This window comes from Fretibacter rubidus (assembly GCF_041429785.1).
Lineage (GTDB): Bacteria > Pseudomonadota > Alphaproteobacteria > Caulobacterales > Maricaulaceae > Fretibacter > Fretibacter rubidus.
Genome location: NZ_CP163423.1, coordinates 2839299 through 2861028 on the forward strand (window position 1 = coordinate 2839299; position 21730 = coordinate 2861028).

The 21730-nt window shown below is 52.3% G+C and carries 23 protein-coding genes; 8 read left to right on the forward strand and 15 right to left on the reverse strand.

Annotated elements, in window-relative coordinates; genetic code table 11:
• Positions 1-206 precede the first annotated feature (206 nt).
• On the forward strand, positions 207-2348 hold the full coding sequence (locus tag AB6B37_RS13140; protein WP_371398461.1) for a sodium-translocating pyrophosphatase: 2142 nt from the start codon (positions 207-209) through the stop codon (positions 2346-2348).
• 84 nt (positions 2349-2432) lie between these two features.
• Here AB6B37_RS13140 and AB6B37_RS13145 read toward each other — a convergent pair whose 3' ends face one another.
• The 4 genes from AB6B37_RS13145 to AB6B37_RS13160 are packed head-to-tail and all read right to left on the reverse strand — an operon-like array spanning position 2433 to position 4894.
• On the reverse strand, positions 2433-3296 hold the full coding sequence (locus tag AB6B37_RS13145; RefSeq protein ID WP_371396271.1) for a hypothetical protein: 864 nt from the start codon (positions 3294-3296) through the stop codon (positions 2433-2435).
• Positions 3297-3330: 34 nt separating this feature from the next.
• Positions 3331-4254: an alpha/beta fold hydrolase gene (locus AB6B37_RS13150; RefSeq protein ID WP_371396272.1), complete on the reverse strand. Its 924-nt coding sequence runs from the start codon at positions 4252-4254 to the stop codon at positions 3331-3333.
• 33 nt (positions 4255-4287) lie between these two features.
• Positions 4288-4485: a helix-turn-helix transcriptional regulator gene (locus tag AB6B37_RS13155; protein WP_371396273.1), complete on the reverse strand. Its 198-nt coding sequence runs from the start codon at positions 4483-4485 to the stop codon at positions 4288-4290.
• Between the two features lies 1 nt (position 4486).
• Entirely contained in the window at positions 4487-4894 is a 408-nt protein-coding gene (locus AB6B37_RS13160) for a hypothetical protein (RefSeq protein WP_371396274.1), read from the reverse strand.
• Between the two features lie 115 nt (positions 4895-5009).
• On the opposite strand from AB6B37_RS13160, the gene AB6B37_RS13165 reads away from it, so the two are divergent.
• Both AB6B37_RS13165 and AB6B37_RS13170 read left to right on the forward strand, forming a co-directional pair.
• Complete coding sequence (locus tag AB6B37_RS13165) at positions 5010-5492, forward strand: hypothetical protein (protein ID WP_371396275.1); 483 nt, start codon at positions 5010-5012, stop codon at positions 5490-5492.
• A 116-nt stretch (positions 5493-5608) separates the two neighbouring features.
• Positions 5609-6244 carry a hypothetical protein gene (locus AB6B37_RS13170; RefSeq protein WP_371396277.1) on the forward strand — a complete coding sequence of 212 codons (636 nt, stop codon included), beginning with the start codon at positions 5609-5611 and terminating at the stop codon, positions 6242-6244.
• A 127-nt stretch (positions 6245-6371) separates the two neighbouring features.
• Here AB6B37_RS13170 and AB6B37_RS13175 read toward each other — a convergent pair whose 3' ends face one another.
• The 7 genes from AB6B37_RS13175 to dapE are packed head-to-tail and all read right to left on the reverse strand — an operon-like array spanning position 6372 to position 14628.
• Entirely contained in the window at positions 6372-7928 is a 1557-nt protein-coding gene (locus AB6B37_RS13175) for a hypothetical protein (protein WP_371396278.1), read from the reverse strand.
• 6 nt (positions 7929-7934) lie between these two features.
• On the reverse strand, positions 7935-8882 hold the full coding sequence (locus AB6B37_RS13180; RefSeq protein ID WP_371396279.1) for a DUF6384 family protein: 948 nt from the start codon (positions 8880-8882) through the stop codon (positions 7935-7937).
• Between the two features lie 19 nt (positions 8883-8901).
• Positions 8902-10077, reverse strand: a complete 1176-nt coding sequence (locus AB6B37_RS13185) for a cell surface protein (RefSeq protein ID WP_371396280.1) — start codon at positions 10075-10077, stop codon at positions 8902-8904.
• Between the two features lie 49 nt (positions 10078-10126).
• On the reverse strand, positions 10127-11092 hold the full coding sequence (locus AB6B37_RS13190; protein ID WP_371396282.1) for a zinc transporter ZntB: 966 nt from the start codon (positions 11090-11092) through the stop codon (positions 10127-10129).
• Between the two features lie 47 nt (positions 11093-11139).
• Positions 11140-12921 carry an aminodeoxychorismate synthase component I gene (locus AB6B37_RS13195; protein ID WP_371396283.1) on the reverse strand — a complete coding sequence of 594 codons (1782 nt, stop codon included), beginning with the start codon at positions 12919-12921 and terminating at the stop codon, positions 11140-11142.
• Positions 12884-13453, reverse strand: a complete 570-nt coding sequence (locus AB6B37_RS13200; protein WP_371396284.1) for a hypothetical protein — start codon at positions 13451-13453, stop codon at positions 12884-12886. The genes AB6B37_RS13195 and AB6B37_RS13200 overlap by 38 nt, the downstream gene beginning before the upstream one ends.
• A complete protein-coding gene (dapE, locus tag AB6B37_RS13205) occupies positions 13450-14628 on the reverse strand; it encodes a succinyl-diaminopimelate desuccinylase (protein ID WP_371396285.1) in 1179 nt (392 codons plus the stop codon). The genes AB6B37_RS13200 and dapE overlap by 4 nt, the downstream gene beginning before the upstream one ends.
• Before the next feature lie 60 nt (positions 14629-14688).
• On the opposite strand from dapE, the gene AB6B37_RS13210 reads away from it, so the two are divergent.
• Entirely contained in the window at positions 14689-15141 is a 453-nt protein-coding gene (locus tag AB6B37_RS13210; protein ID WP_371396286.1) for a cupin domain-containing protein, read from the forward strand.
• Positions 15142-15197: 56 nt separating this feature from the next.
• A complete protein-coding gene (locus AB6B37_RS13215) occupies positions 15198-15887 on the forward strand; it encodes an SDR family oxidoreductase (protein ID WP_371396287.1) in 690 nt (229 codons plus the stop codon).
• 11 nt (positions 15888-15898) lie between these two features.
• Here AB6B37_RS13215 and dapD read toward each other — a convergent pair whose 3' ends face one another.
• The 3 genes from dapD to AB6B37_RS13230 form a co-directional block, all read right to left on the reverse strand.
• Positions 15899-16741: a 2,3,4,5-tetrahydropyridine-2,6-dicarboxylate N-succinyltransferase gene (gene dapD, locus AB6B37_RS13220; protein ID WP_371396289.1), complete on the reverse strand. Its 843-nt coding sequence runs from the start codon at positions 16739-16741 to the stop codon at positions 15899-15901.
• Between the two features lie 14 nt (positions 16742-16755).
• On the reverse strand, positions 16756-17742 hold the full coding sequence (locus tag AB6B37_RS13225; RefSeq protein WP_371396290.1) for a TerC family protein: 987 nt from the start codon (positions 17740-17742) through the stop codon (positions 16756-16758).
• Between the two features lie 137 nt (positions 17743-17879).
• On the reverse strand, positions 17880-18662 hold the full coding sequence (locus tag AB6B37_RS13230; protein WP_371396291.1) for a SapC family protein: 783 nt from the start codon (positions 18660-18662) through the stop codon (positions 17880-17882).
• Positions 18663-18847: 185 nt separating this feature from the next.
• On the opposite strand from AB6B37_RS13230, the gene AB6B37_RS13235 reads away from it, so the two are divergent.
• From AB6B37_RS13235 to AB6B37_RS13245, 3 genes are all read left to right on the forward strand, one after another.
• Positions 18848-19306, forward strand: coding sequence for a GNAT family N-acetyltransferase (locus AB6B37_RS13235; protein WP_371396292.1), 459 nt, complete (start codon positions 18848-18850; stop codon positions 19304-19306).
• Positions 19307-19381: 75 nt separating this feature from the next.
• Complete coding sequence (locus AB6B37_RS13240) at positions 19382-19828, forward strand: transcriptional repressor (RefSeq protein WP_371396293.1); 447 nt, start codon at positions 19382-19384, stop codon at positions 19826-19828.
• Between the two features lie 24 nt (positions 19829-19852).
• Entirely contained in the window at positions 19853-20788 is a 936-nt protein-coding gene (locus tag AB6B37_RS13245) for a thioesterase family protein (RefSeq protein WP_371396294.1), read from the forward strand.
• Here AB6B37_RS13245 and AB6B37_RS13250 read toward each other — a convergent pair.
• Positions 20785-21696 carry an alpha/beta fold hydrolase gene (locus AB6B37_RS13250; protein WP_371396295.1) on the reverse strand — a complete coding sequence of 304 codons (912 nt, stop codon included), beginning with the start codon at positions 21694-21696 and terminating at the stop codon, positions 20785-20787. The genes AB6B37_RS13245 and AB6B37_RS13250 overlap by 4 nt on opposite strands.
• Positions 21697-21730: the final 34 nt, after the last annotated feature.

Sequence of the window (21730 nt, forward strand, 5' to 3'; positions counted from 1 at the left end):
AAATCACCCCTTGCCCCGACTGCGATATTTTGGCAGTTTGCACGCATTAACCGCGAGGGGAAGCGTGTTAGGGACAGGGCAAAGCCCACCCACACGGCCAACTTCACTTAACGCGAGGGGAAGCGTGCCACTGGCCAATCGGTCACCTCCGGCGCGGCCAACTTCATAACAACAGAGGTCAGGTGCATTCGCGCCGCCTTTTAAATATGGGGAGTGTTATGGACACGACACTTATGTTAATTATTGCGGCGGGCATTATTGCCGTCGTTTACGGGGTCATTACCCGTGCTAGCCTGATGAAGGCCAGCACCGGCAATGAGCGTATGAATGAAATTGCTGGCGCCATTCAAGAAGGCGCGAAAGCTTATTTAAACAAACAATATAAAACGATTGCGATTGTCGGTGTGTTTGTCACCGTGCTTTTGTTCTTGTTTTTCCGCAACGCAATCGCGCCCGTTGGCTTTGTGCTCGGCGCGGTTTTGTCGGGTATTGCAGGCTATGTCGGTATGCTGGTTTCTGTGCAGGCCAATGTCCGCACAACAGAAGCCTCTCGCCAGTCACTCGGCGCGGGCTTGAACATTGCGTTTAAAGCCGGCGCGATTACGGGTATGCTTGTGGCGGGTCTCGCCCTGCTTGGCCTCGCTGTTTATTACTACGTATTGACGGGTCCTATGGGCGCGAATGAGCGCGGCGTGATTGACGGTCTTGTCTCGCTCTCACTGGGTGCGTCACTGATTTCTGTCTTTGCGCGTCTTGGCGGCGGTATCTTTACCAAAGGGGCTGACGTTGGTGGTGATTTGGTCGGCAAAGTCGAAGCCGGCATTCCCGAAGACGACCCCCGCAACCCCGCAACGATTGCCGATAACGTTGGTGATAATGTGGGTGACTGCGCCGGTATGGCGGCCGATTTGTTCGAGACTTATGTCGTGACAATTGCCGCGACTATGGTGCTTGGCTCCATTATCTTCTCTGGTGTTGGGCAGCTTGCGCTTTATCCCATGGCGATTGGTGCAGCCTGTATCGTGACATCAATTATTGGCACATATTTCGTTCGCCTCTCCAAAGGGTCTGACAATGTGATGGGTGCTTTATATAAAGGGTTGATCGTCACAGGTATTCTATCGATTGCCGCCATTTACGGGGTAACGTCATATCTACTCGGTATGGGCGAGATTGCGGGCACGCCGTTCTCTGGTATGGATTTGTTCCTTTGCGGCGTCGTGGGTCTGATTATTACAGGCCTTATCGTGATGATCACAGAATATTACACGGGCACAAAGTTCCGCCCAGTACGCTCTGTCGCGGAAGCCTCTGAATCAGGTCACGGTACAAATGTCATCCAAGGCCTCGCGGTCTCTATGGAGGCGACCGCCATTCCGGTTCTGATTATCGTCTTTGGTATTATCGCAACCTATAGCCTTGGCGGCCTTTACGGCATTGCCATTGCCGTCACAGCCATGCTTGGTGTGGCAGGTATGATTGTTGCGCTTGATGCGTTCGGCCCTGTAACAGATAACGCAGGCGGCATTGCCGAAATGGCAGAGCTTCCTTCCGAAGTCCGTAACACAACCGATATGCTTGACGCTGTGGGTAACACCACCAAAGCCGTGACTAAAGGTTACGCCATTGGCTCTGCTGGTCTTGGCGCGCTTGTGCTCTTTGCCGCCTTTTACAAAGACATTGAATATTTCGCAGCGAAAGCTGAGCCCGGAACATTCTTTGACGGCCTGGGTACGCTGACGTTCAGCTTGACGGATCCTTACGTGATTGTCGGTCTGTTTATTGGTGGCCTTCTGCCTTACCTTTTCGGGGCTTGGGCGATGCAATCTGTTGGCCGTGCGGCTGGCGCGATTGTTGAGGAAGTCCGTCGTCAGTTCAAAGCTGACCCGGGTATCATGGCAGGGACATCACGTCCAGATTACGCGCGGGCAGTTGACCTTTTGACGGGTGCGGCGATTAAGGAAATGATCAAACCGTCACTTCTGCCAATCCTCGCCCCGATTGTTTTGTTCTTTGTTATTCAGTTCATCGCAACTGCGGTGACAGGTGACAAAGTTGCGGGCAATGCGGCGGCGCTCTCTGCGCTGGGTGCGATGCTGCTGGGTGTTATCGTGACAGGTCTGTTTGTGGCGCTTTCCATGACCGCTGGTGGCGGCGCATGGGATAATGCCAAAAAATATATCGAAGACGGCAATCACGGCGGCAAGGGCTCAGAAGCCCATAAAGCGTCTGTTACAGGCGACACCGTCGGCGATCCCTATAAGGATACAGCCGGCCCCGCCGTCAACCCGATGATTAAAATTACCAACATCATCGCGCTTCTTCTGATTGCTGTCTTGGCGCATTAGACGAAGGTAATAAACCAAACAAAGCCCGCCCCGGTCATCCGGCGGCGGGCTTTTTCGTAGTGGTAGACAGGATAGTCAGTTCGTTTACTGCCCCAAAATCCAGCCTTCTGTGCGAGTGACAATATCCCGCTCCATATCCGACAAACCAAAGGCCGATAGTTTGTCCAAAAGCGCGCCTGTTTTATCCCAATTGGCAAAATCACGAGCGACAGAAATAACTTGAGCGGCATCAAGGATGTCGTGCGCGTCTGTATCGACCACGTGGGAGCTGGGATATATTTCGACCAGTGTCACCGACTTTGAGAAATCACCTGATAGCTTGGTCTCAAACGGCCAGACGGCGATATGGCTGCCGATGTCGGGATCAGATATCAAGCCGTGCAGCGCCGCCATGCCGAGTATCGACTGGCTGCCGACGGCACCGTTATAGGCCAATTGGAAAATAGACTTTGCGCCTTTGGTCCTTGTTTCGACGATGCGGTGCTGCGCAGTAGACGGCGGTAAATCCACAGGTCGTTTTGGGCCAAGGTTGTCATAGCTATGTTGCCAAGGGTGCCCCCAAAACGGTCCCTCAGACAAGCCTATCGCCCGGTTCATTTTACCTGCAACCTCAAAACGGTTGTTTATATTCTGTGGCCCGTTTGTCACATGTTGCGCCAGATAAGCCCAAAGGCTGCGCCAATGATTATCGCCGCATATCGCCTGACTAATGCCGGCTGGGTAGCCAAAAGCGAAATCAAATCCGATGAGCAGCCGTTCATCATGGGCGATGGCTTGGCTGATACGCGCGCGCAAGGTCTGCATGGCCTCAAAGCGTGTCGGGATATTGGACGGAGCGTGTCCAGATTCTGCGGCCCAAATACTGTCTTTGCCCATTGTCGGCGCATTGGCCGCAGACCAGTCCACAGCGATGTAATGGGTAAAGAGAGGCATGAGGCACGGTATCACACGCGCCCCATGCTTCAACATTCTTTATTATAGCCTACTCCAGAATAGTTCGCAGCGTTGCCTGAAACGCATCCGCCTGATCCCATTGCACGAAATGAAAGCTGTCTTTGATTGTGTGCAAGGTGACGTCACCTGCTGCCGCATATTGGTCGGTATAAAGGCTCGTTAATTGCGCCTCTGTCACTGGCATGGCCGTGTCATAAGCCATGATGACGTGAACGGGCCGTTGCAGCGCCGCTAAAATAGGGCGCAAATCGCTCGCCATTAATTCACCCATAATGGTGGCAACTGTGGCTTGGTCAGACGCCTCGCCCCAGGCTGTTAATTGCGGAATGGCACTTTGTGTTTTTGTCATTTGCGCAAGGCCCCTTGCTTGTTGGGCGTCAAAAAGCGCGCGGGGCATAGCGACCATTTGCTTAGCCATCATCGGGCCTGAGGCTTTGGCCTGCTCTGGGCTTGCGCCCGGCATGAAAAGTCCCGCGAGATAGGGGAGGCTATCGACAATGACTATACTGTCTAATTTGTCTTGCGCCTCTATCGCCGCTTTTAAGCTGACAAAACCGCCCATAGAATGACCGACCAGAATTGTATCGTTCCCAGGGTTAGCATTTAAGTGGTCGAGCAAAGCGCGGGTTATCGTATCAGAATATGACCCTTCTGGTTCAAACGCCGCTGCGCCTGCGAACCCCCCGACTTGCACCAGGCGAATATCATTGTCGATAAAGGCCGCGACTGTGTCCTCCCAAACTGACGCACTTGACGCGAGGCCAGGGATAAACACAAGCGTCTGCCCATCGGGATTACCGTGTCGCGTGATGGTCAACACATCAGCCTGTGATGTTGTTACCTCCGTCGTGATATCTAGTGTTTGAGATGGACTTGCAGGCGTCTCCTTGGCTGCATTTGGCGCACAGGCAACCAGCAACCCCAAAAGGGCTGTTAAATATAAATGTTTCATAACTGTCTCTTTTAAATTTAAATTTTTGAGGGTTTACGCATCATCAATCGTGAACACGCTCTCCACGGGGGCCCCAAAAGCGCGGGCGATTTTTATGCCAAGCTCCAATGACGGGTCGAACCGGCCGCGTTCTATCGAGATGATGGATTGGCGCGATACGCCGAGCCTTTCGGCTAAATCCTGTTGCGACCAGCCCTGTTCTTTGCGTAAATCTTTGACGGAATTTTCCATCTTAGTAACGCCGTATCACGATCGGTAGGCACAGCCCCCATAGCGCGATAAGCGCTGGTCCGACCCAGATGGTTGGCAAGGCTGGCACACCTGCATTTTCGGCAAAGCCCCAAATGGTCACAATCAAGCCGAGTATCATCGCGCCCAAGGCAAAAGCCTGCGCATGGATACGTTTATAAAATTCATCCATACGGCGATATTGGCGAATGATGGCCCAAAACCCGAGCAAAAGCGGAATAGCCGGAAGAACCTCAACCCATTCCGTACCCGTATGGGGCCGCGTCGCAATCACCCCCATTAATACGCCGACATAGGCCACCATCGCCCCGCCAAATTCAAGGGTATAGGCGCGCATAGAGCCCAATCCCGATACGGCGTCATTGCCGCCTGTCTTTTTTACCTGTGTCATTTACGTCTCCTATTTTGTAAAGTGAGCTTTACATAACAGGCTCAGATAAAATGTAAAGTCCATTTTACATTTATTTTTAGATTGGCCAATCAAGACCGCCGCGCTATCACAGCTTATGGAACCGATTATCCCAAGACAGCCTGCCAAGGCGGGCAATAGCAAAAATGGTGGGCGTCCCCCAAATACCGTTTTGTCGCGCGGGTTTTTGCGTTTTATCTTTACGGTCGCGCTTCTAACGGCACTGGGTACATTTGGCTTATCTGTTTATTTCCTTGTCGGTTTTGCCATGACTGATACGGGGATTTTGACATTACTGTCCTCTGCGGCCCTTTGTTTTGGGGTCGGCGCGATGGGCTATCTTCCGACGACGATTATTACTTATTGGACGCGAAAAGAATTGCGCGGGGACAGATCACGCGGGCGTTATTGGCTAGCCTTATTGCTGCTTCTGCCGTGGCTCGCACTGTCGATTATCTTGATATTTTATAGTGCTATGCCCCTAGTTTACGGGGCAATCGCCCTGCTTATCACCTGCGTTTTATTACTCTGGCCGTTAGCTAGCATCCGCTCTGCGGGCAAAAGCCGCACATCAATGTGATAAGCAATCACAGTTAGTTGCATTGAAAATTCGGGGTATTTGCGCTATATAATAGAGGCATGAGCCCAAGGGACGGGGTGGCCTGCAACCATTTTGCGCTTTAAAGGAGCCTTGATATGAAAACTATGCGTTTTCTTTTGATAACCGCGTCCGCTGCTATTTTAACGGCTTGCGCGACAGCAACACCGTATCAGCCCGCATCGGCCCCTGGGGCTTTTGATGGCTTTTCACAAACGATGATCGAAAATGACCGCGCGCGCGTGACCTTTGGCGGCAACTCATTGACCGACCGCGAAACGGTAGAGAATTACCTTTTATACCGCGCCGCCGAAGTGGCCGTTGAACGCGGCTTTGATTATTTCTCTCTCGTGGAGCGTGACACAGAAGAAAAAACACGCGTTCGCGTGTCCCCCGGCGCAGGTTTTGGTGCGGGGTACGGTCGTGGGTTCCACAGCTTTGGGCGCTATGATCCGTTCTTTAATTATAATTTTTATCGCCCGCGTTACGGTTGGAGCCGCGCGCACCGCTTTTCCGCATTTTACGGACCACGCCGCGGCTTTGGCGGATTTGGACGATTTGGCTATGATCCGTTCTTTGACGATTACGATGTACGCGAGATTACAAAATACCGCGCCACAGCGGAAATCAAACTTGGCAAAGGCCTGAAACCCAGCAGTGACACAGCCTTTAATGCACGAGAGGTTCTCCAAAACCTATCGAGCAGTATTACCTATCCAGAGCAAAAGACGTAAGATTGCTCTATTACACCTAAAGACAAAGCCGCTCCTGATGGGGCGGCTTTTTATTAGGAAGGACGCTGATATTAAGGGCGCTGATATTAAGGGCGCTGATAATAAGGACGTTGATAATACGCCCGCTCTAAAAGCCGCCACCTGTTTTAAACCCTCCGCCGGAACGCCCGCCGCCAATTTTAAAACCGCCCGATCGACCCCCACCAAAACCGCCGCCTGAAGGGATGCGCGGCAAAGACCGTCTGGGCATGCGCGGCAATGAGGTACGCGATGTGCGGCGACGCGAACGGCCCCCGCCCCATCCACCCGAACTGCCACCAGACCGTCCCCCAAAACCACCTGTATTACGCGGCAGGCGCAAGCCTTCGGTCCAATCAATGCCGCCAAAATCAGTATCCGAGTAGCGTTTAATCGTGCGTTGCGCGCGTTCCAATGTGCGCCATAAATCATTCCCTGATATGGCCCCGACCAAGAGTTGCCCCAGAACCCGCATAATCAAATCATCATTTTTGAACGTTGACGACGGTGCATCGTAGCGGCGGGATTTAAACCGCGCCCGAACAGCCTCAAGCTCTTTTTGTGTACGTTGATATTTTTTCAAAAGCTTATCAGCTTCGGCTTTGTCGTCGGATAAATCCTCTGACGCCTCGGCCATATTACGGAGCGCTTCTATGGCGCGGTCATCATCGCGGGTCTGCGTTTGCGCGGCCAATCGGGATAAATCACGACGTTTTAAGCCTTGCAGGTGATTAGTTAGCGCCGTCATCGCCTCGGCCATCGCCCCTGTTTCGCCTGCGCTAATCGCGGCCAAATGCGCTGACGTCTTTTCAAGCCCGCTTTCGGCTTTTGTTATGTCCGCGTCTATACTCTCTAATTCCGCTTGGGCGTCAAGCGAAGCTTTCTTCATGGCATTTACGCCGTCCGTCTCTAGGCGTTGCGCCTCAATGGCTTGCAAGCCCTTTTGTTCGATCTCTATCTGGTCATGCAAATAATCGACATGAGAGGCGAGCCGTTTGGGAATATCGGTTAGCCGCCGATAATTTTCGGCCGCGTCACGGTAATTTGCAATACGGGCTACCCAACTATCCAGCGCCTTTGTCAGGACCCACCCTTTATGATGTTTTGTGCCGTAGCCGCGTTTTTGCAAATAGCTAAAGAACGCATCCTCCCGATAAGGCTTGCCTTTCGCGACCTCATCTTCACGGGCAAGCGCGAGCTTCTCTTCGGCGCGAACGACTGTTGCCTCGGCGGCCTCAACTTTATCAATTTGCGCTTGATAGGCCGGGTCTTTTAACAAAGCGGCTTCTGACGTTGCTGCGGCTTTATCGTAATCATCAATGGCTTTGGTCACGCGCTTTTCTTGTTTGCGGCGGGCGTCTTCAATCGCGCGCAGCGATGTCTCTGCTTCTGTCACCGCAGCCAGCGCGTCGGCTTCTTCGATTTTATGCGCGTCCAGATATTTTTCTAATTGACGGTCAATATAGCCCAACTCTCCGCCGCCGCCGTCTTTAATCAGGTCAAGACGGTCTTGCGCGATTTGGGCAAAGCTCTCGGCCTCACGCGCGCGGGTTTTGGCCAAGGCCTCTGACGCGCGGCGCGATAAATCGCTAGCTTCCGACACTGCGCCGCGCGCTTGGCGAAGCGCGGCGTCAATTTGGTGTAAGGTCTTAAGTCCGCTTGCCATATCCGCCTACCATTCTGTGATGAAACCCGTGGCGAAATTTTCTGCCCCAGATATCGTCAGTTCAGGTAAATCCAGCCCGCGTTGTTTAACGCCCAAGATATCGTCTTGGATAATCTGGTCATCTTTCTTATCTGCCGCCACACGGTTGAAAACAGATTGCGGCACGCGCACACCAAATTTTGTCACGCGTTCGACACGTTGATAATCTTCGTCTTCCACATCCACGGACAAAACATTACCCGCCGCGTCAATGGCCTCAACAATCAAATAGAAATTTTGCACGGCCGCATCATCGCGGCTATCCAAATAAACGCCGCTGGCCTCGTTATAGCGCGAGACTATCCGCATGGTATAACTTTGGTTCAACGTGCGGGCAAAGTTTTCCAAAGCCTCTACCGCCGTTTCCGCCCGCCCGACGTCGCGGTCTGATAGTGCCGTTTGCCCCAGCGCGAAGAGGTCATCGGCTCGCGTTTTCAAACCATCAGTCGCGGCCAAGTCTTTGGCTGTGTTATAGGCCGCAGAGAGTTGAGCAGGCAGATCTTGCGTTAAGAGCTGCTCTGTCTTGGACGCATTGAGTTGTGCTGGCCTAACAAAACCAACGTAATTGACCGCAGTAACAGACCCCAAAATAAAAGCCAGAGTATAAAAGAGCGGCAACCACTTACGGCGGCGGATATAAAGACCCGCAAGTTTTGTAGACAATCCTGGCTTGGGTGGATGATAGGCAAAGCGCTCATTTTCCAGCGCCATAACGCCGTCCATTAACACGCTATCGGGGACCTCTATGCCTTGGGCTTTGTAAATCCCGCGCAGACGATCAATCAAGTCTTCGCGCCGTTCCACGCTGGCCATATCACGCGCAACCAGCGCCCTATCATGGCGGATTGTATCCACCACATCCATGGCCAGCATAACATCATCAAGATGATGTGGTTTTTCAAAGACGTCGGTCACAGCATCCGTTCCGAAAGACCTAGATCAAGCCCAAGGTTGACGCAGCCCCTGTTTCCGCAAGGCGGGCAAGGCGGCGCTTGCCGTCCTCGACAATTTCGCGAATTTCGGTTGAATTATCCGTTGCCATAACGCGCATTTCCGCGATGATGTCTTGAGAGCGTTCTTGATAGGCCACGACAGCATCGAGTAATTTCTTGACCGCTGCGGCAGAGACAGTCGGGCCATAACCCGCTTTAATCGCGGCTTCCTGCACGCTGTCGCCCACCTCCGCCAAAACCTCTAGGCTATCTTCAATACCTTTTTTCATAGCATTTAATGTCTGCGTGCTTTCGTGTAATCCGTGCATCCCCGTTAGGGTCGCAGACAGGGCGGTCAGCACAACTTCATTGGTGCCAAAGAAAGAAATGGACTGCGCATAGACACGTTCTTTGGCGTTACGCATTTGCACAAGGCGCGACATAACCACTTCGGATGTATTGTAACCCACGGTCAGATTATCCGATAAATCTTTGGCGACTTGGTAACGCTTATCCGCATTTTGCAAGGCCCGCAAGGCTTCGTCGCGTTTCAGTTCCAACTTGGCCCGGGCCCCTTGGTCGTCACCACTAAAACCTTCCACGGCATCAACAGCTGCGCCGACTTTGTTCTTGGCTGTTTCCAGTTGCTTGGTCGCTTTTTTCAAAACATCAAAAGACAGCACTTCGGAATTTTTCATCGCACCGCGAAAATCCATATAGGCTTCAAGAATTAATTGTTCGCGTTCAATTTGGTTTTTTGTTTCCTCGGCGACATCCAGATAAAGGTCTTTGATCTTGCCAAAACGTGACGCAATAGAGCCGCGTGTCATCTTCATCCAAATATTGGACATCCGTTCCATCGTGTTAATGCGACCATCGGCATATTGATCGACCAACATTTTGCTGTCATCACGAATGGAATTGAACGCGGTGGTGATACCCTCATAACGTTCTGCGACTTTAATGCCGCTGACTTGTTCGCGCACGACTTCGTTAAAATAGCTTGCCTGATCCAAGGTCCGTGCAATGGCGGCGACTTTGTCGGGGTCAAGGTCACTAATCTGGTTAAGCAGCGTGATAATCGGAACGGGGTCGCTCTCGCCTTTTAACAAGCCCAATTCGCGCAATCCCCCCAAAGCTTTGTCTAAATATTGCAGCGTGCTTAACGTCTTGGCCATAGGTCTCTCCACCGAAAATATACTTTTAAGTTGGTATGACTATAGAGCGCTACAGCCATTTCAACAATCGGAATATCAATAGCTGGATAAGGCCGATGACAACAACGATCGCCGTGACATACCAAAACCCATTTCCGTTTTCGACCCACGGCATGCCGCCCACATTAATCCCCATCATGCCCGATATCAAACCCAGCGGCAGGAAGATGGCCGCCACCACAGAAAGTAACATCATATTACGGTTCATTTGTTCGGCCCGTTGATCGGTCAATTGGTCTTTGACGATGGCGCAGCGTTCACGCACAGCGTCCAACTCTTCATTCACACGCGTCGCTTGATCGGCGGCTTCGCGCACACGCAGGCGGTCATCGTCAGTAATAAAGTCAACATTTTGCAGCGTCAGAGAATTTAACGCGTCACGTTGCGGGGCCATATAGCGGCGTAGTAAAATTGACTCGCGGCGGAGCTCTGAAAGCTTCGAAACATCAAGCCAGTTTTTAGGATCATCAATTTGTTCTTCCAGCGCGTCGACCTGTTCATTGATTTCAATGATTGTCGGGTTCATGCGTTCGGTTAGCATTAAGGCAAAATTGGCTAAAAATGTACCCGTCGTAACAGGCGCATTATGCCGCTGAAGTCGCTCGGCCATATCGCGTGTCGCGCGCAGGGGACGACGCTCAACAGAAATAACGCGGTCCTCTTGAATAAAAAATCGTATGCCGACCATATCTTCAGGCGCAGCGCCAGGATTGAGATTAACACCGCGAAGGTTCATCAAAATAGCATCATCATGCACAATTGTGCGCGGGCGACTATCATCAGCCAATAATGTGCGTGTGGCCACGTTATCCACATCAACATCAGCGGTCAGCCATGTCCGTGTATCGGCATGAAGGGCATCAAAATGAAGCCAGACATAGTGCCCCTTTGGCGGGTGATAATTTATATCTGTGTTTGATAGCGGGGATGCGTGCCCTTTGGCATCCACCTCATAACTAAATAACAATGCGCTCATAGGACCCTCCGGTGACGTAAGAGCATAGCCGATTGAGGCGCGCAGTTCTATACGGGAATGGGGCTTATTAATGTCGCCCGCATCAATCCGCGAAGGCTATTGCCGACATAGATGACGCTGCCAATTAAGTCTTTGGGATAGATAATGCTCTCCACCGCTTCGCCGCTGTCGATTAGGCTTTCGCGCAAAACACCAGGCAGCAAGCCGCACTCTAAATCTGGCGTATCCAAATGGTCGCCGTCGCGTATAAACAGGCTCGTGAACGACCCCTCGCATATCTGGCCGGCATCATTGATAAACAGGACTTCATCAGCACCGGTGAGGGCCTTGATGCGGGCGCGCTCACCATCGTAAAAATCCCGTGCACTGACTTTAAACCGTGTTTCCTGCGCGTCATTGGTAAGCGGATTTTTGGATATCGACAGACGCAAAGGTTCAGAGAGGTCAATGAGGGTCTCAGACCTAATATCAAAATTGCCTGTCGGTTTTAAGGCTATACGCAGGCGTAATATCGTGCCGCTGGAGGCTGGCAAAGCGTCTTCTATCGCGGCTATATCACAGGGATATCCCAAGGCCTGTGCGCTTTCCAACAGGCGGGCTTTATGACGTGCCCAAAGGGGCCGCGTGCCATCTGGGTTTTGCGCAAATGTCTCAATCAGATCGGGCGCAGGGTCGCCCATCACCTTGGCCTTCAACAGGCATTCGCTGTATTCATCTGGTCCGACACTATCCAGCACAACGCCGCTACCCACATTATACCGCAGCGTCCCGTCCAACAACGTCAGCGTCCGAATGCCGACATTAAAACAGCTGTCCCCGCCCGCATTCGGCGGATCGATATAGCCCATCGCGCCGCAATAGGCCCCGCGCGGGCTATCTTCTAACTCCCTGATAATTTCCATCGCCCGGATTTTCGGCGCCCCCGTGACAGAACCACAAGGAAATAGACTTTGAAAGAGCGTTTGAAAATCAACATCATCCCGCAATTGCGCCGTCACGGTCGAGGTCATTTGATGCAGCGTCGGGTAGCTTTCCAAACTAAATAAAGCGGGCACTCTGACAGAGCCGCGCGTGGCAATGCGCGACAGATCATTACGGAGCAGATCGACAATCATCAGGTTCTCGGCCCGTGATTTCTCGTCCATCGCCATGGCGTCACGCGCCGCCATATCTGCGGCTGGATCTGCATTACGCTTTAATGTGCCCTTCATCGGTTGCATCGTTATCTGGTCAGACGCTGTTTTGAAAAACAGTTCTGGTGAGAGCGACACAATATCTGGCCCCTCGCCCAGTGCGATAACACCGCCGTAATGCACGGGTTGGCGTGCGCGCAAGGCCGCGTAAAGCGCCAGCGGATCACCGCCGTAATGGCCGCGCATTGGGAAGGTTAAATTAATTTGATAAACATCGCCCGCCCCTATGTAATCCATCACGCGGTTATAACGCGACAGATAATCATCCTGCGTCCAGTCTGGCGTCAAAGCAATTGAGGGCGCGGAGACGGGTGATGTGAAAGCCTCTGGCACCGCCCGCTCTGGCGCGTGAAAGACGCCATATTGAAGAAGCGGCCCGTCACGGTCGCTTGGCATTAAGGGCGCGAGTTTTGGCTCTAGCGCGTAACCCAATTCATAAGACACATAGCCCGCCAGATAGTATCCGCTCTCACGGTAATCTTGCAGCGTTGCGAAAGCGCTTGATATGTCGGCAGGATCATAAATAGTGATGATATCAACAGGGTCAGAAAAGCGCCGCACATCGCCCGTTATTTGGTCATCCAGCAAGACATAAGGCTTAGCCACTGAATTGCGCCGTCCCAAATAATAAGACACACAGCCCCATGGCCGCAATCGCGCAGGCTGCGTAAACCGCGCCGCCCCAACGGAAATTGGCCACCCTTATCGCCAGCATAATATCCACGGCAAGAACCCCCATAAATACCACAAAGGCGACCGCATTGGCCGCTGCAAAGGGTAACCATCCCAGCAGATAGGTCCCAAATCCAACGGCCACCAAGAGTGACATGAAAAACACCGCCCAATGCCGCGTAATCACCCAAGGGCGAAAGCGGTCTTGGCGGTCAAAAAACATCGTAATCATATAGGCCGTCGCACTAAAACTAAGCAAATAAAGTCCCGCGATGATACCAAAGGCTGCAACTGGAATGGCGGCAGGATCTGTGCCCAATAATACGGCGCGCTGACTGGCGATACCTAAGGCCGCGGTAAAGAGCGCAGGTACAGAGAGGATTAGTGCAACAAAGCTTTGTTTGAACCCGCGTCGCGTTAAATCAAAACGGCGCGTCCAATCATCCCCACCGCGCAGCACATCAACCGTGCCTGATAAATAGGCGGCCAAATTCACGAAAAATAATCCTGCAAAATATGACTGTAAATTTTGGTCAGCGTCGTGATATCCGCGACATCCACCCGTTCATCGACTTGGTGCATGGTCGCCCCCACAAGGCCAAACTCACAGACCGGCGCGTAATGGGTGATATAACGCGCATCCGATGTGCCGCCTGATGTCGATAGCGCCGGGCGGCGTCCTGTCACCGCCTCGACCGCGTTTTGAATGATGGTGGTAAAGCCGCAAGGCTCTGTGAGGAACGCTTCGCCTGTGCAACGCAAATTAGCCTCTATCGTCCCGTCAAAACCGTCTTGGACATCAGCAATAACGCTTTTAATCCACGCGATTAAGTCATCGCCGCGATGGTGGGTATTAAAGCGAATATTAAATTGTGCGCGGGCCGTTTCCGCGATGACATTATGGGCTGTGTTGCCGACATCAATTGTAGTGACTTCTAAATTGCTTGGCTGGAAAAACTCATGCCCTGTATCTAATTCCCGCGCTTGCACACGCGATAGTAAATCCATCAAGACAGGCACGGGGTTAAGCGCGCGGTGCGGATAGGCAACATGGCCTTGGCGGCCATGGACAGCAATTTTGGCATTCAGCGACCCACGCCGCCCGTTTTTAATCATATCACCTATGGCGTCAGGATTTGTGGGTTCACCCACAAGACAGTGGTCAATCACTTCGCCCGCCTCAGTTATCGCCTTTAGCAGTTTTTCCGTGCCGTTAATCGCTGGGCCTTCTTCGTCGCCTGTAATCAGGAAACTGACCGAACCATTGGGTGTCCAACCACGACCGAGCAATTCTGATAACGCGCCGACAAAAGCCGCAATCGCGCCTTTCATATCCGCCGCGCCGCGTCCGTGTAATTGCCCATCTTTCACCGTGCCCGCAAAGGGGGCATGCGCCCATTTTGACGGCTCCCCCGTTGGCACAACATCGGTATGACCTGCAAAGCAAAAGTTTGGCGCAGATGTGCCCAGCCGCGCATATAAATTATCGACGCGGTCTTCGCCCTCGCCGAATGGGTAGCGCGTGCAGACAAAGCCCAAATCCTCTAGCGCGGATTGCAAGGTATCAAGCGCGCCCGCGTCAATCGGCGTGATGCTAGGGCGGCGGATCAGGGCGGCAGCGAAATCAACAGGGTCAATTTGCGAGGTATCTGTGGGGGTCAAAGCTTGCATGATTGCGTTAAAGCGGGGAAGATGGGCTTTGGCAAGTCAATCGTGAGAGAAAGCTGCAATATGCCCATCATTCATCGTTCTTCTGTGTCCGTTAAATCGGGCACGACCTATCCGGCGCCTTTTGACGCGCCGTGCCTAACAAAACATAGTTTGCGCTTATCAGACGCTGGCAGGCTGACCCAATTTGGCGCGCATTTGGTGACGTTACCGCCCGGCTGTTGGTCCAGCCAACGCCATCACCACAGCGCGGAAGATGAATTTGTTTACATCCTGACGGGGCATCCGACCTTTATCGACGATGACGGCGAGACTCAATTAAGCCCCGGCGACACAACCTGCCACCCCGCAGGCGACGGCAACGCCCATCACATGATAAACCGTACAGAGGCGGACGTCACCTTTATCGCCGTTGGCAGCCGCCGCCCCGAAGTGGATCACTGCCGCTACCCAGATGTGAATTTGGACTTGCCCGCCAATGGGACGCCAAAGCGTGTGTTTGGCGGGAAAGACTAATCCGACGGAACAAATTTGTCCTGCCTTTCGTTACTCAATTAACAGAAAGGCATATTATGACAGACACACAAAAGACAATATTGATCACAGGCGCATCATCAGGCATTGGCGAGGCCACAGCGCGGCAATGCGTAGATGCAGGGTGGCAAGTCGCCCTACTCGCGCGCAGCGAAGACAAGATTGAAAAACTCGCCAAAGAGCTAGGCGCAAACGCCAAAAGCTTTGCCTGTGATGTCACAAAGATGGACACGCTTCAGGCGGCAGTAGCCGCCACGGTAAACCATTTTGGCGGGATAGACGCTGTCTTTGCCAATGCAGGGACAGGCGGCAAACCAGGCGGGTTTTCCGAAGCCCCGATTGAAAGCTGGCAGACCATCGTCAATGTCAATATATTAGGCTTGGCTTACACTTTGCAGGCAACATTGCCCGCGATTAAAAAATCCAAAGGCCATGTGGTAATTACGGGGTCAATCGCCGGACGTCGTTCGCTTGCCGGGTCGATGTATAGTGCGTCAAAACATGCCGCGAATGCCATTGGCTATAATCTGCGCGGCGAATTAGAAGGCACAGGATGCCGGGTCACAGTCATTGAACCCGGTATGGTCGACACACCGTTTTTTGATGACGAAAAGCCAGACGCCTTACGACCAAACGATGTGGCACGCTCTGTGTTATTTGCGCTTGGCCAGCCACGCAGTGTCGATCTGCATGAATTGGTTATTTTGCCAACACCACAAGAGGGTTAGCGCCCCCGCATCTAATCGCGCAGCAATTCATTCACACCCGTTTTAGACCGCGTTTTGGCATCGACCGTTTTGACAATCACGGCGCAGGCGAGGCTATGGGTGCCGTCTTTTGACGGCATGCTGCCTGGCACGACGACGGAATAGGCAGGTACTTCGCCGTAGCTATGCTCGCCCGTGGCGCGGTTATAAATCTTGGTCGATTGCGATAAAAACACACCCATCGCTAGGACAGAGCCTTCGCGGACAATGACGCCCTCTGCGACTTCTGATCGCGCGCCAATGAAGCAATTATCTTCGATAATCACTGGGGTGGCTTGCAGGGGTTCCAATACACCGCCAATCCCAACACCGCCGGATAAGTGACAGTTCTTGCCAATCTGCGCGCAGGAGCCAACCGTTGTCCACGTATCGACCATTGTGCCGCTATCGACATAAGCGCCAATATTGACATAGGACGGCATCAGCACAGCATCCGGCGCGACGTAAGCCCCGCGGCGAACCCCTGCCCCGGGAACCGCGCGAAAGCCCGCTTTCATAAATTCGCGTTCGGTCCAGCCTTCAAATTTTGACGGGACTTTATCCCACCACGCACCGCCGTTGGGGCCACCTGTCATCAGGCCGTTCCCATTGAGGCGAAAGCCCAAAAGTACAGCCTTTTTCAGCCATTCATGCGCCGACCACATCCCGTCACCGCCGCGTGTGGCAACCCGCATTTCACCGCTATCCAGCCCCATAATGGCTGTCTCGACCGCATCGCGAAATTCGCCGCGTGTGTCGGGGGATAGTGACGCGCGCGCGTCCCATGCGCGCTCAATACTTACTTTTAGATCAGGGCTCACTTTTAAATCAGTCATAGGAAGGCCTGTTTTTAGTGTTTATTTTTATTCATGATTTTATCAACCGCGTCCAAGCCAGCCTGAGCAGAATTTGCGCCGAGGATTTCGGCTTCCTTCTGCGCCCAAAGGCGTTTTTGATAACGGTTGGACAAAATATCCGTAATGATAAGCACACCCACAACGAGGTAGAAACTTGACTTGCTCATCGCGTCAATTGGGAAGTTAAACAGCTTTAGATGCGCCAAATGCGCGCCTTCGGTCACAAGCAAAACACCAACAAGGAACAAGATAAAAAGACCGAGCACTTCATACATGCGGTTCTTTTTCAAAAATTCAGTCACCGCATCAGCCATGAAAATCATCGCAAGACCAGAGAGCACAATCGCAATGACCATAAGCGGCACTTGGTAAGTTTTTTCAACAACACAGCCCACAGCCCCCGCAACAGGATTAGCAATTAGGTCGGCCTTACACTGTGTAATCGTGCCTTCAAATGTCGCGAGCACGGCACCAGAGCTATCAACCACATTGGCGACATCCACAGACGCAATGGCCATAGCAGACAAGATAGAGTCGACAGAGAATACAAGGTTCATCAAAACAATCAACGCAATCGCCTTGGCCACGGAACGGCGCGCTGAGCCCTCGGAATGTTCAATATGATCTACCGCCAACAAGTGATGAATTTCTTTGACCGCTGTATAGATAATAAACCCACCGCCCAACAAAGTGACCAGTGCCTGCATGGTAAAATCACCTTCGATAAAATTCTTCAGGTGAATGCCAAATAAGGGTTCCGCGAGCAGGCTGAAGACTGAGACGATAATAAACAGCAGAACAATGCGAAAAACGACCGCAATGGCGATACCCCATTGACGCACTTTTTTCGCATCTTTGGGATTGCCAACTTTGTTACTTTCAATCGCAATATATAGCAGATTGTCAAAGCCCAAGACGGCTTGCAATAATATCAGCATGAATAGCGTGAATAACGCTTCGACAGTTAAAAGATCGGCCATAGAGCCCTCCCCCGAGAAATAAAGTTACGTCGTCCTAGCGGATTCAGACGCATTACCCAATATCAAAATCGGTCTGAATTTTAATAGGGCATAAAAAAACCCGACTGTGAGCCGGGTTTTTCTGTATTTGATGAGCTTTACGCCGCAGCGGGTGCGTTGCGCAGAGTCATATTGACCAAACGCTGCCAATTGCCGAGCGATACCATATGGGCGTGAGCCACAGCCATATAGCCGTTTTCCATAAACTCTTTCGTTGTCGCAGCGTCTAGCGTTTTCAAACGCTCTTCAGTGACAGCGAAATAATCAGCAATTTTCTGACGCTCAGCAGGCGTGCCGTCTGCGTTCTGGCCTTGGAAATGCATTTCTTTTTGCTCGAAAAGGTCATGCTTTTTAAACGCTTCAACAACCAAATCAGTGGCCTGACGGTCACGCTCAAAATTTTGCAAAAACTCGAAAGCTTCTTTGGTGAAGGCTGTTGTGTCGCCATTGTCAAAAAACATTTGTGTCGCGCCTTTATTCGTCACGCATTCTGCTTCTTCGTCAACACAAACCACAAAACGGTCATTTTCTTTGTCGCCCGCCAAAACGAACGGATAACGACGCGCAAAAGCCGGCATATAATAATCCTGTTCATATTTACCGTCTTTGACGAATAAGTTCTCCCCTGTGCGGATACCCATAACGGCGAGCGGTGTGCGCTCATTGCCAGCAAAGATAATTGGGAAAGACGCAGCCGCCGCCCCAAATTCAGGCGCCGTGATTGGCAAAAAGTGCTGGTCCGCCATAAATTCAAATGGCTTGTCCACTTGCTTCACGCCAAATTTTGCGTGGCTGTCTTTGTTCAGCGGGATAGGTTTTTTGTAAAACATTACATTGCCAGAAACAGCAGGCGTGACGGTTGGTGCAGGAGCTTTTGCCATGATAATCCTCAAAGAGTAATAACGGGGCGACGCCCCAAAAGATAAGTTGTGGGGGAGTTAGCGAAAAAACACGCGAGTTTCAATGGTAAAAGACGGTGAACAAGGCAATGGAGCCCTAACTGAGCTTGTGAAAGACTTATGCTGCGGGTTAAGCTAGCGCATTACCGCCGCAAAAGGCTCTTAATATGTCTATTATTATCTCGCACGCCAATCTTGATGCTAATGATATTCAGAAGCTCTTAGCCTTGCACATTGGACAAGCCAAACAACAAAATATGACGCACACATTGAATATCTCGGCGCTCAAACGACCGGGTATTCATGTTTTTTGCGCCCGTGATAACGGGGCCACCTTGATGGGAATCGTTGCTATAAAATCTCTGAACTCGATAGCGGGTGAAATTAAATCTATGCGCACACATCCCAACCACCTGCGCAAGGGTGTCGCGGCCAAATTGATGGATGCCGTAATTGAGTTTGCCCGTGATCAGGGGTTTAAGCAGCTTTATTTGGAAACACACCCGACGCCGGACTACGCCGCAGCGGTGCGTCTTTACGAGACCCAAGGGTTTAAATATTGCGCAGCCTTTGGCGAGTATGAGGAAACTGACCAGAGTCTTTTTATGACGCGCGCATTGACATAGCCGTAAGCGGATAAAATTAGGCAGGACTAGGATAGGTCCCTATGCTATGTTATAACGGCCAGACTGGAGACATATATGGTTCATGCTCATGCAGACCGCACGGTTGCGGATCAAATCAATGCGGCTCGTAAATTATGTGAAAACGCTGGCGAGCGCTTTACCCCACTGCGCGCTCATATATATGAGCTTATTGTGCGTGCAGGCGGACCGATAAAAGCTTATGACCTTCTCGATCAGTTGCGCCCTGAACGCGGGTCTCCCAAGCCGCCAACGGTTTACCGCGCGCTGGAGTTTTTTGCCCGCCTAGGCCTTGTCCACCGCGTCGAAGCGCTTAACGCCTATATCGCCTGTGACCACAGCCATCCCGGTCACGTCGCAGAGTTTTTTATCTGCGAGAGCTGCGACGAGGTCGAAGAGCGCCACGCCCATGACCATGTCGACTGCTTACCCGACGGATTTGTCATCAACCGCTCTGTCATAGAGCATTTCGGGCAGTGTAAAGACTGCGCGCAGGCGGCGTAACGCCCCCCCCCCATGACCGCCATTATGACCGCCACTATGAATGCCACCATGTTAGACAGCTATTTCGGCGAAGCCGTGCAATGGGAATGTGATGATTTGGGGCATTTAAACATGCGCCATTACATGACCAAAGTGCATCAAGCGCGGCAGTTTTTCTTTATTCGTTTGGGCCTGCCCCATGCCTTTGAAGCGAGCGCCGACAGCAGTGTGCGCACGCGTGAATTTACTGTGCGCTACCTAAAAGAAAGCCGTCCCGGCGCACGGCTTAAAATCCGCACGGCGATTACGACTTTGGACGATGTTAGCGCTAATCTCGTGCATATTATGACCCATTATGACGGCACAATATCGGCTGTGATTACAGAGACGGTCGAGCATATCTATCTACGCACGGGTGACGCTTTCACTTGGCCCGCCCGTGTGCGCGACGCTGCCCCGCAGTTCGCCACACCCCTGCCCGCCAGCGCCATGACACGCGGTATTCCAGACGCCCCTATCACAAGCAAGAGCGCGAAGGTATTACGCGGCGGCGGGGCAGAGACAATTGGCGCGGGCGTGTTTCAGCCGTCTGAAGTTGACCAGTTTCAATCCGTCACCCCGCAAAGCTTGCTTGGGCGTATCACAGAAAGTGTCGGTAATTTTGAAGCTCTGTGGCCAGAAATCCATGAGAGCTTTAATAGCGGCGGCACAATCAGCGGCGCGCTGCTTGAAATTAAGGGCCGCATTCACCGCTGGCCGACAGTTGGTCATGCCTGCGAGATATATTCCGCTGTGCAGGACGCAAACCCTTACACCCGCCTCGCCGCGCACCATATTGTTGATCCAGTATCAGGGCAAAGCTGGGCGAGCTTTTTCGCGTCTGGCTGTGTCTTTGATTTGGAAAGCCGAAAGCTTGTCAAAACACCAGAGGCGCGAATAAAAGCGCTTAAATCTATCGCCTTGCCCGAATTGGCGGCTTAGGTACTTAACGCAACACGTTGCAGCATAGCGCGCAAGGCATCTGTGGCCAGCATTGGATTATGCAGCGGGAAAAGATGATCAAGACTGTCATCGCTGTGTATGTTTTGCGCCCCCACAATCCGCCTGACTTTCGCTTGGACTGACTCTGTGGATGGGCTGTTTTTTCCTGCAAAAATAATCTGGCGCTTTTCTGGCAGGGATTTAATGGCGCGAAAGGTATCATGGCCTTGGGCGCAAAAAATGGCTTGTTCCCATAACGGTGCGCACGCCAATTGCACGCCGCCTTCATGGGGCAATAATCCGCCTGTCAAATAATCGCGCAGAACATCATCCGTCATATGTTTAAACACACCGCGCCCATGGTAATTATCAAAGGCGGCCTCGGCGCTGTCAAAGACATCCCGTCGTCGTCCCGCCCGTGCGGCAATGGGCAAATTTTTGCGCATGAAATTGCGTGTGGGTTTTAGCCGTGACAAACGCCCCAAAAGCGGCGGCATAATCACCGGGTCAAATCCAACGTAACCTGCGCATTTCGGGCCCAAATCTTTAGCCGCCAAAATGAGGGATACTGCGCCAAAGCTATGTCCCGCCATCACGACAGGGGCTTTGACATAATGGTCGCAAAAATAAAGCAGGTCATCGCGAAACACATGCCAATTGGGCAAATTATCAGGCGTCGTCGGCAAGGTCGAAAAACCGTGACCCCGCATATCCAGCGCGACGGCATGCACCCCCAGCGGCTCTAATATTGTCGCATAGCTCTGCGCGTTAAAGCCATTGGCATGAATAAAGACCAGCTTTAGCGGATTGCTCACCCGACCAAAATGCAAAGCCGACAGCGTGCCGCCGCCGCCCACGCTTGGCGGCAAGGCGTATTCGCGGCGCGTGGATGGGATGGCCTTTATCATAGGCTTTATACGGGCGGTCCTGGCGAAGGGGTTT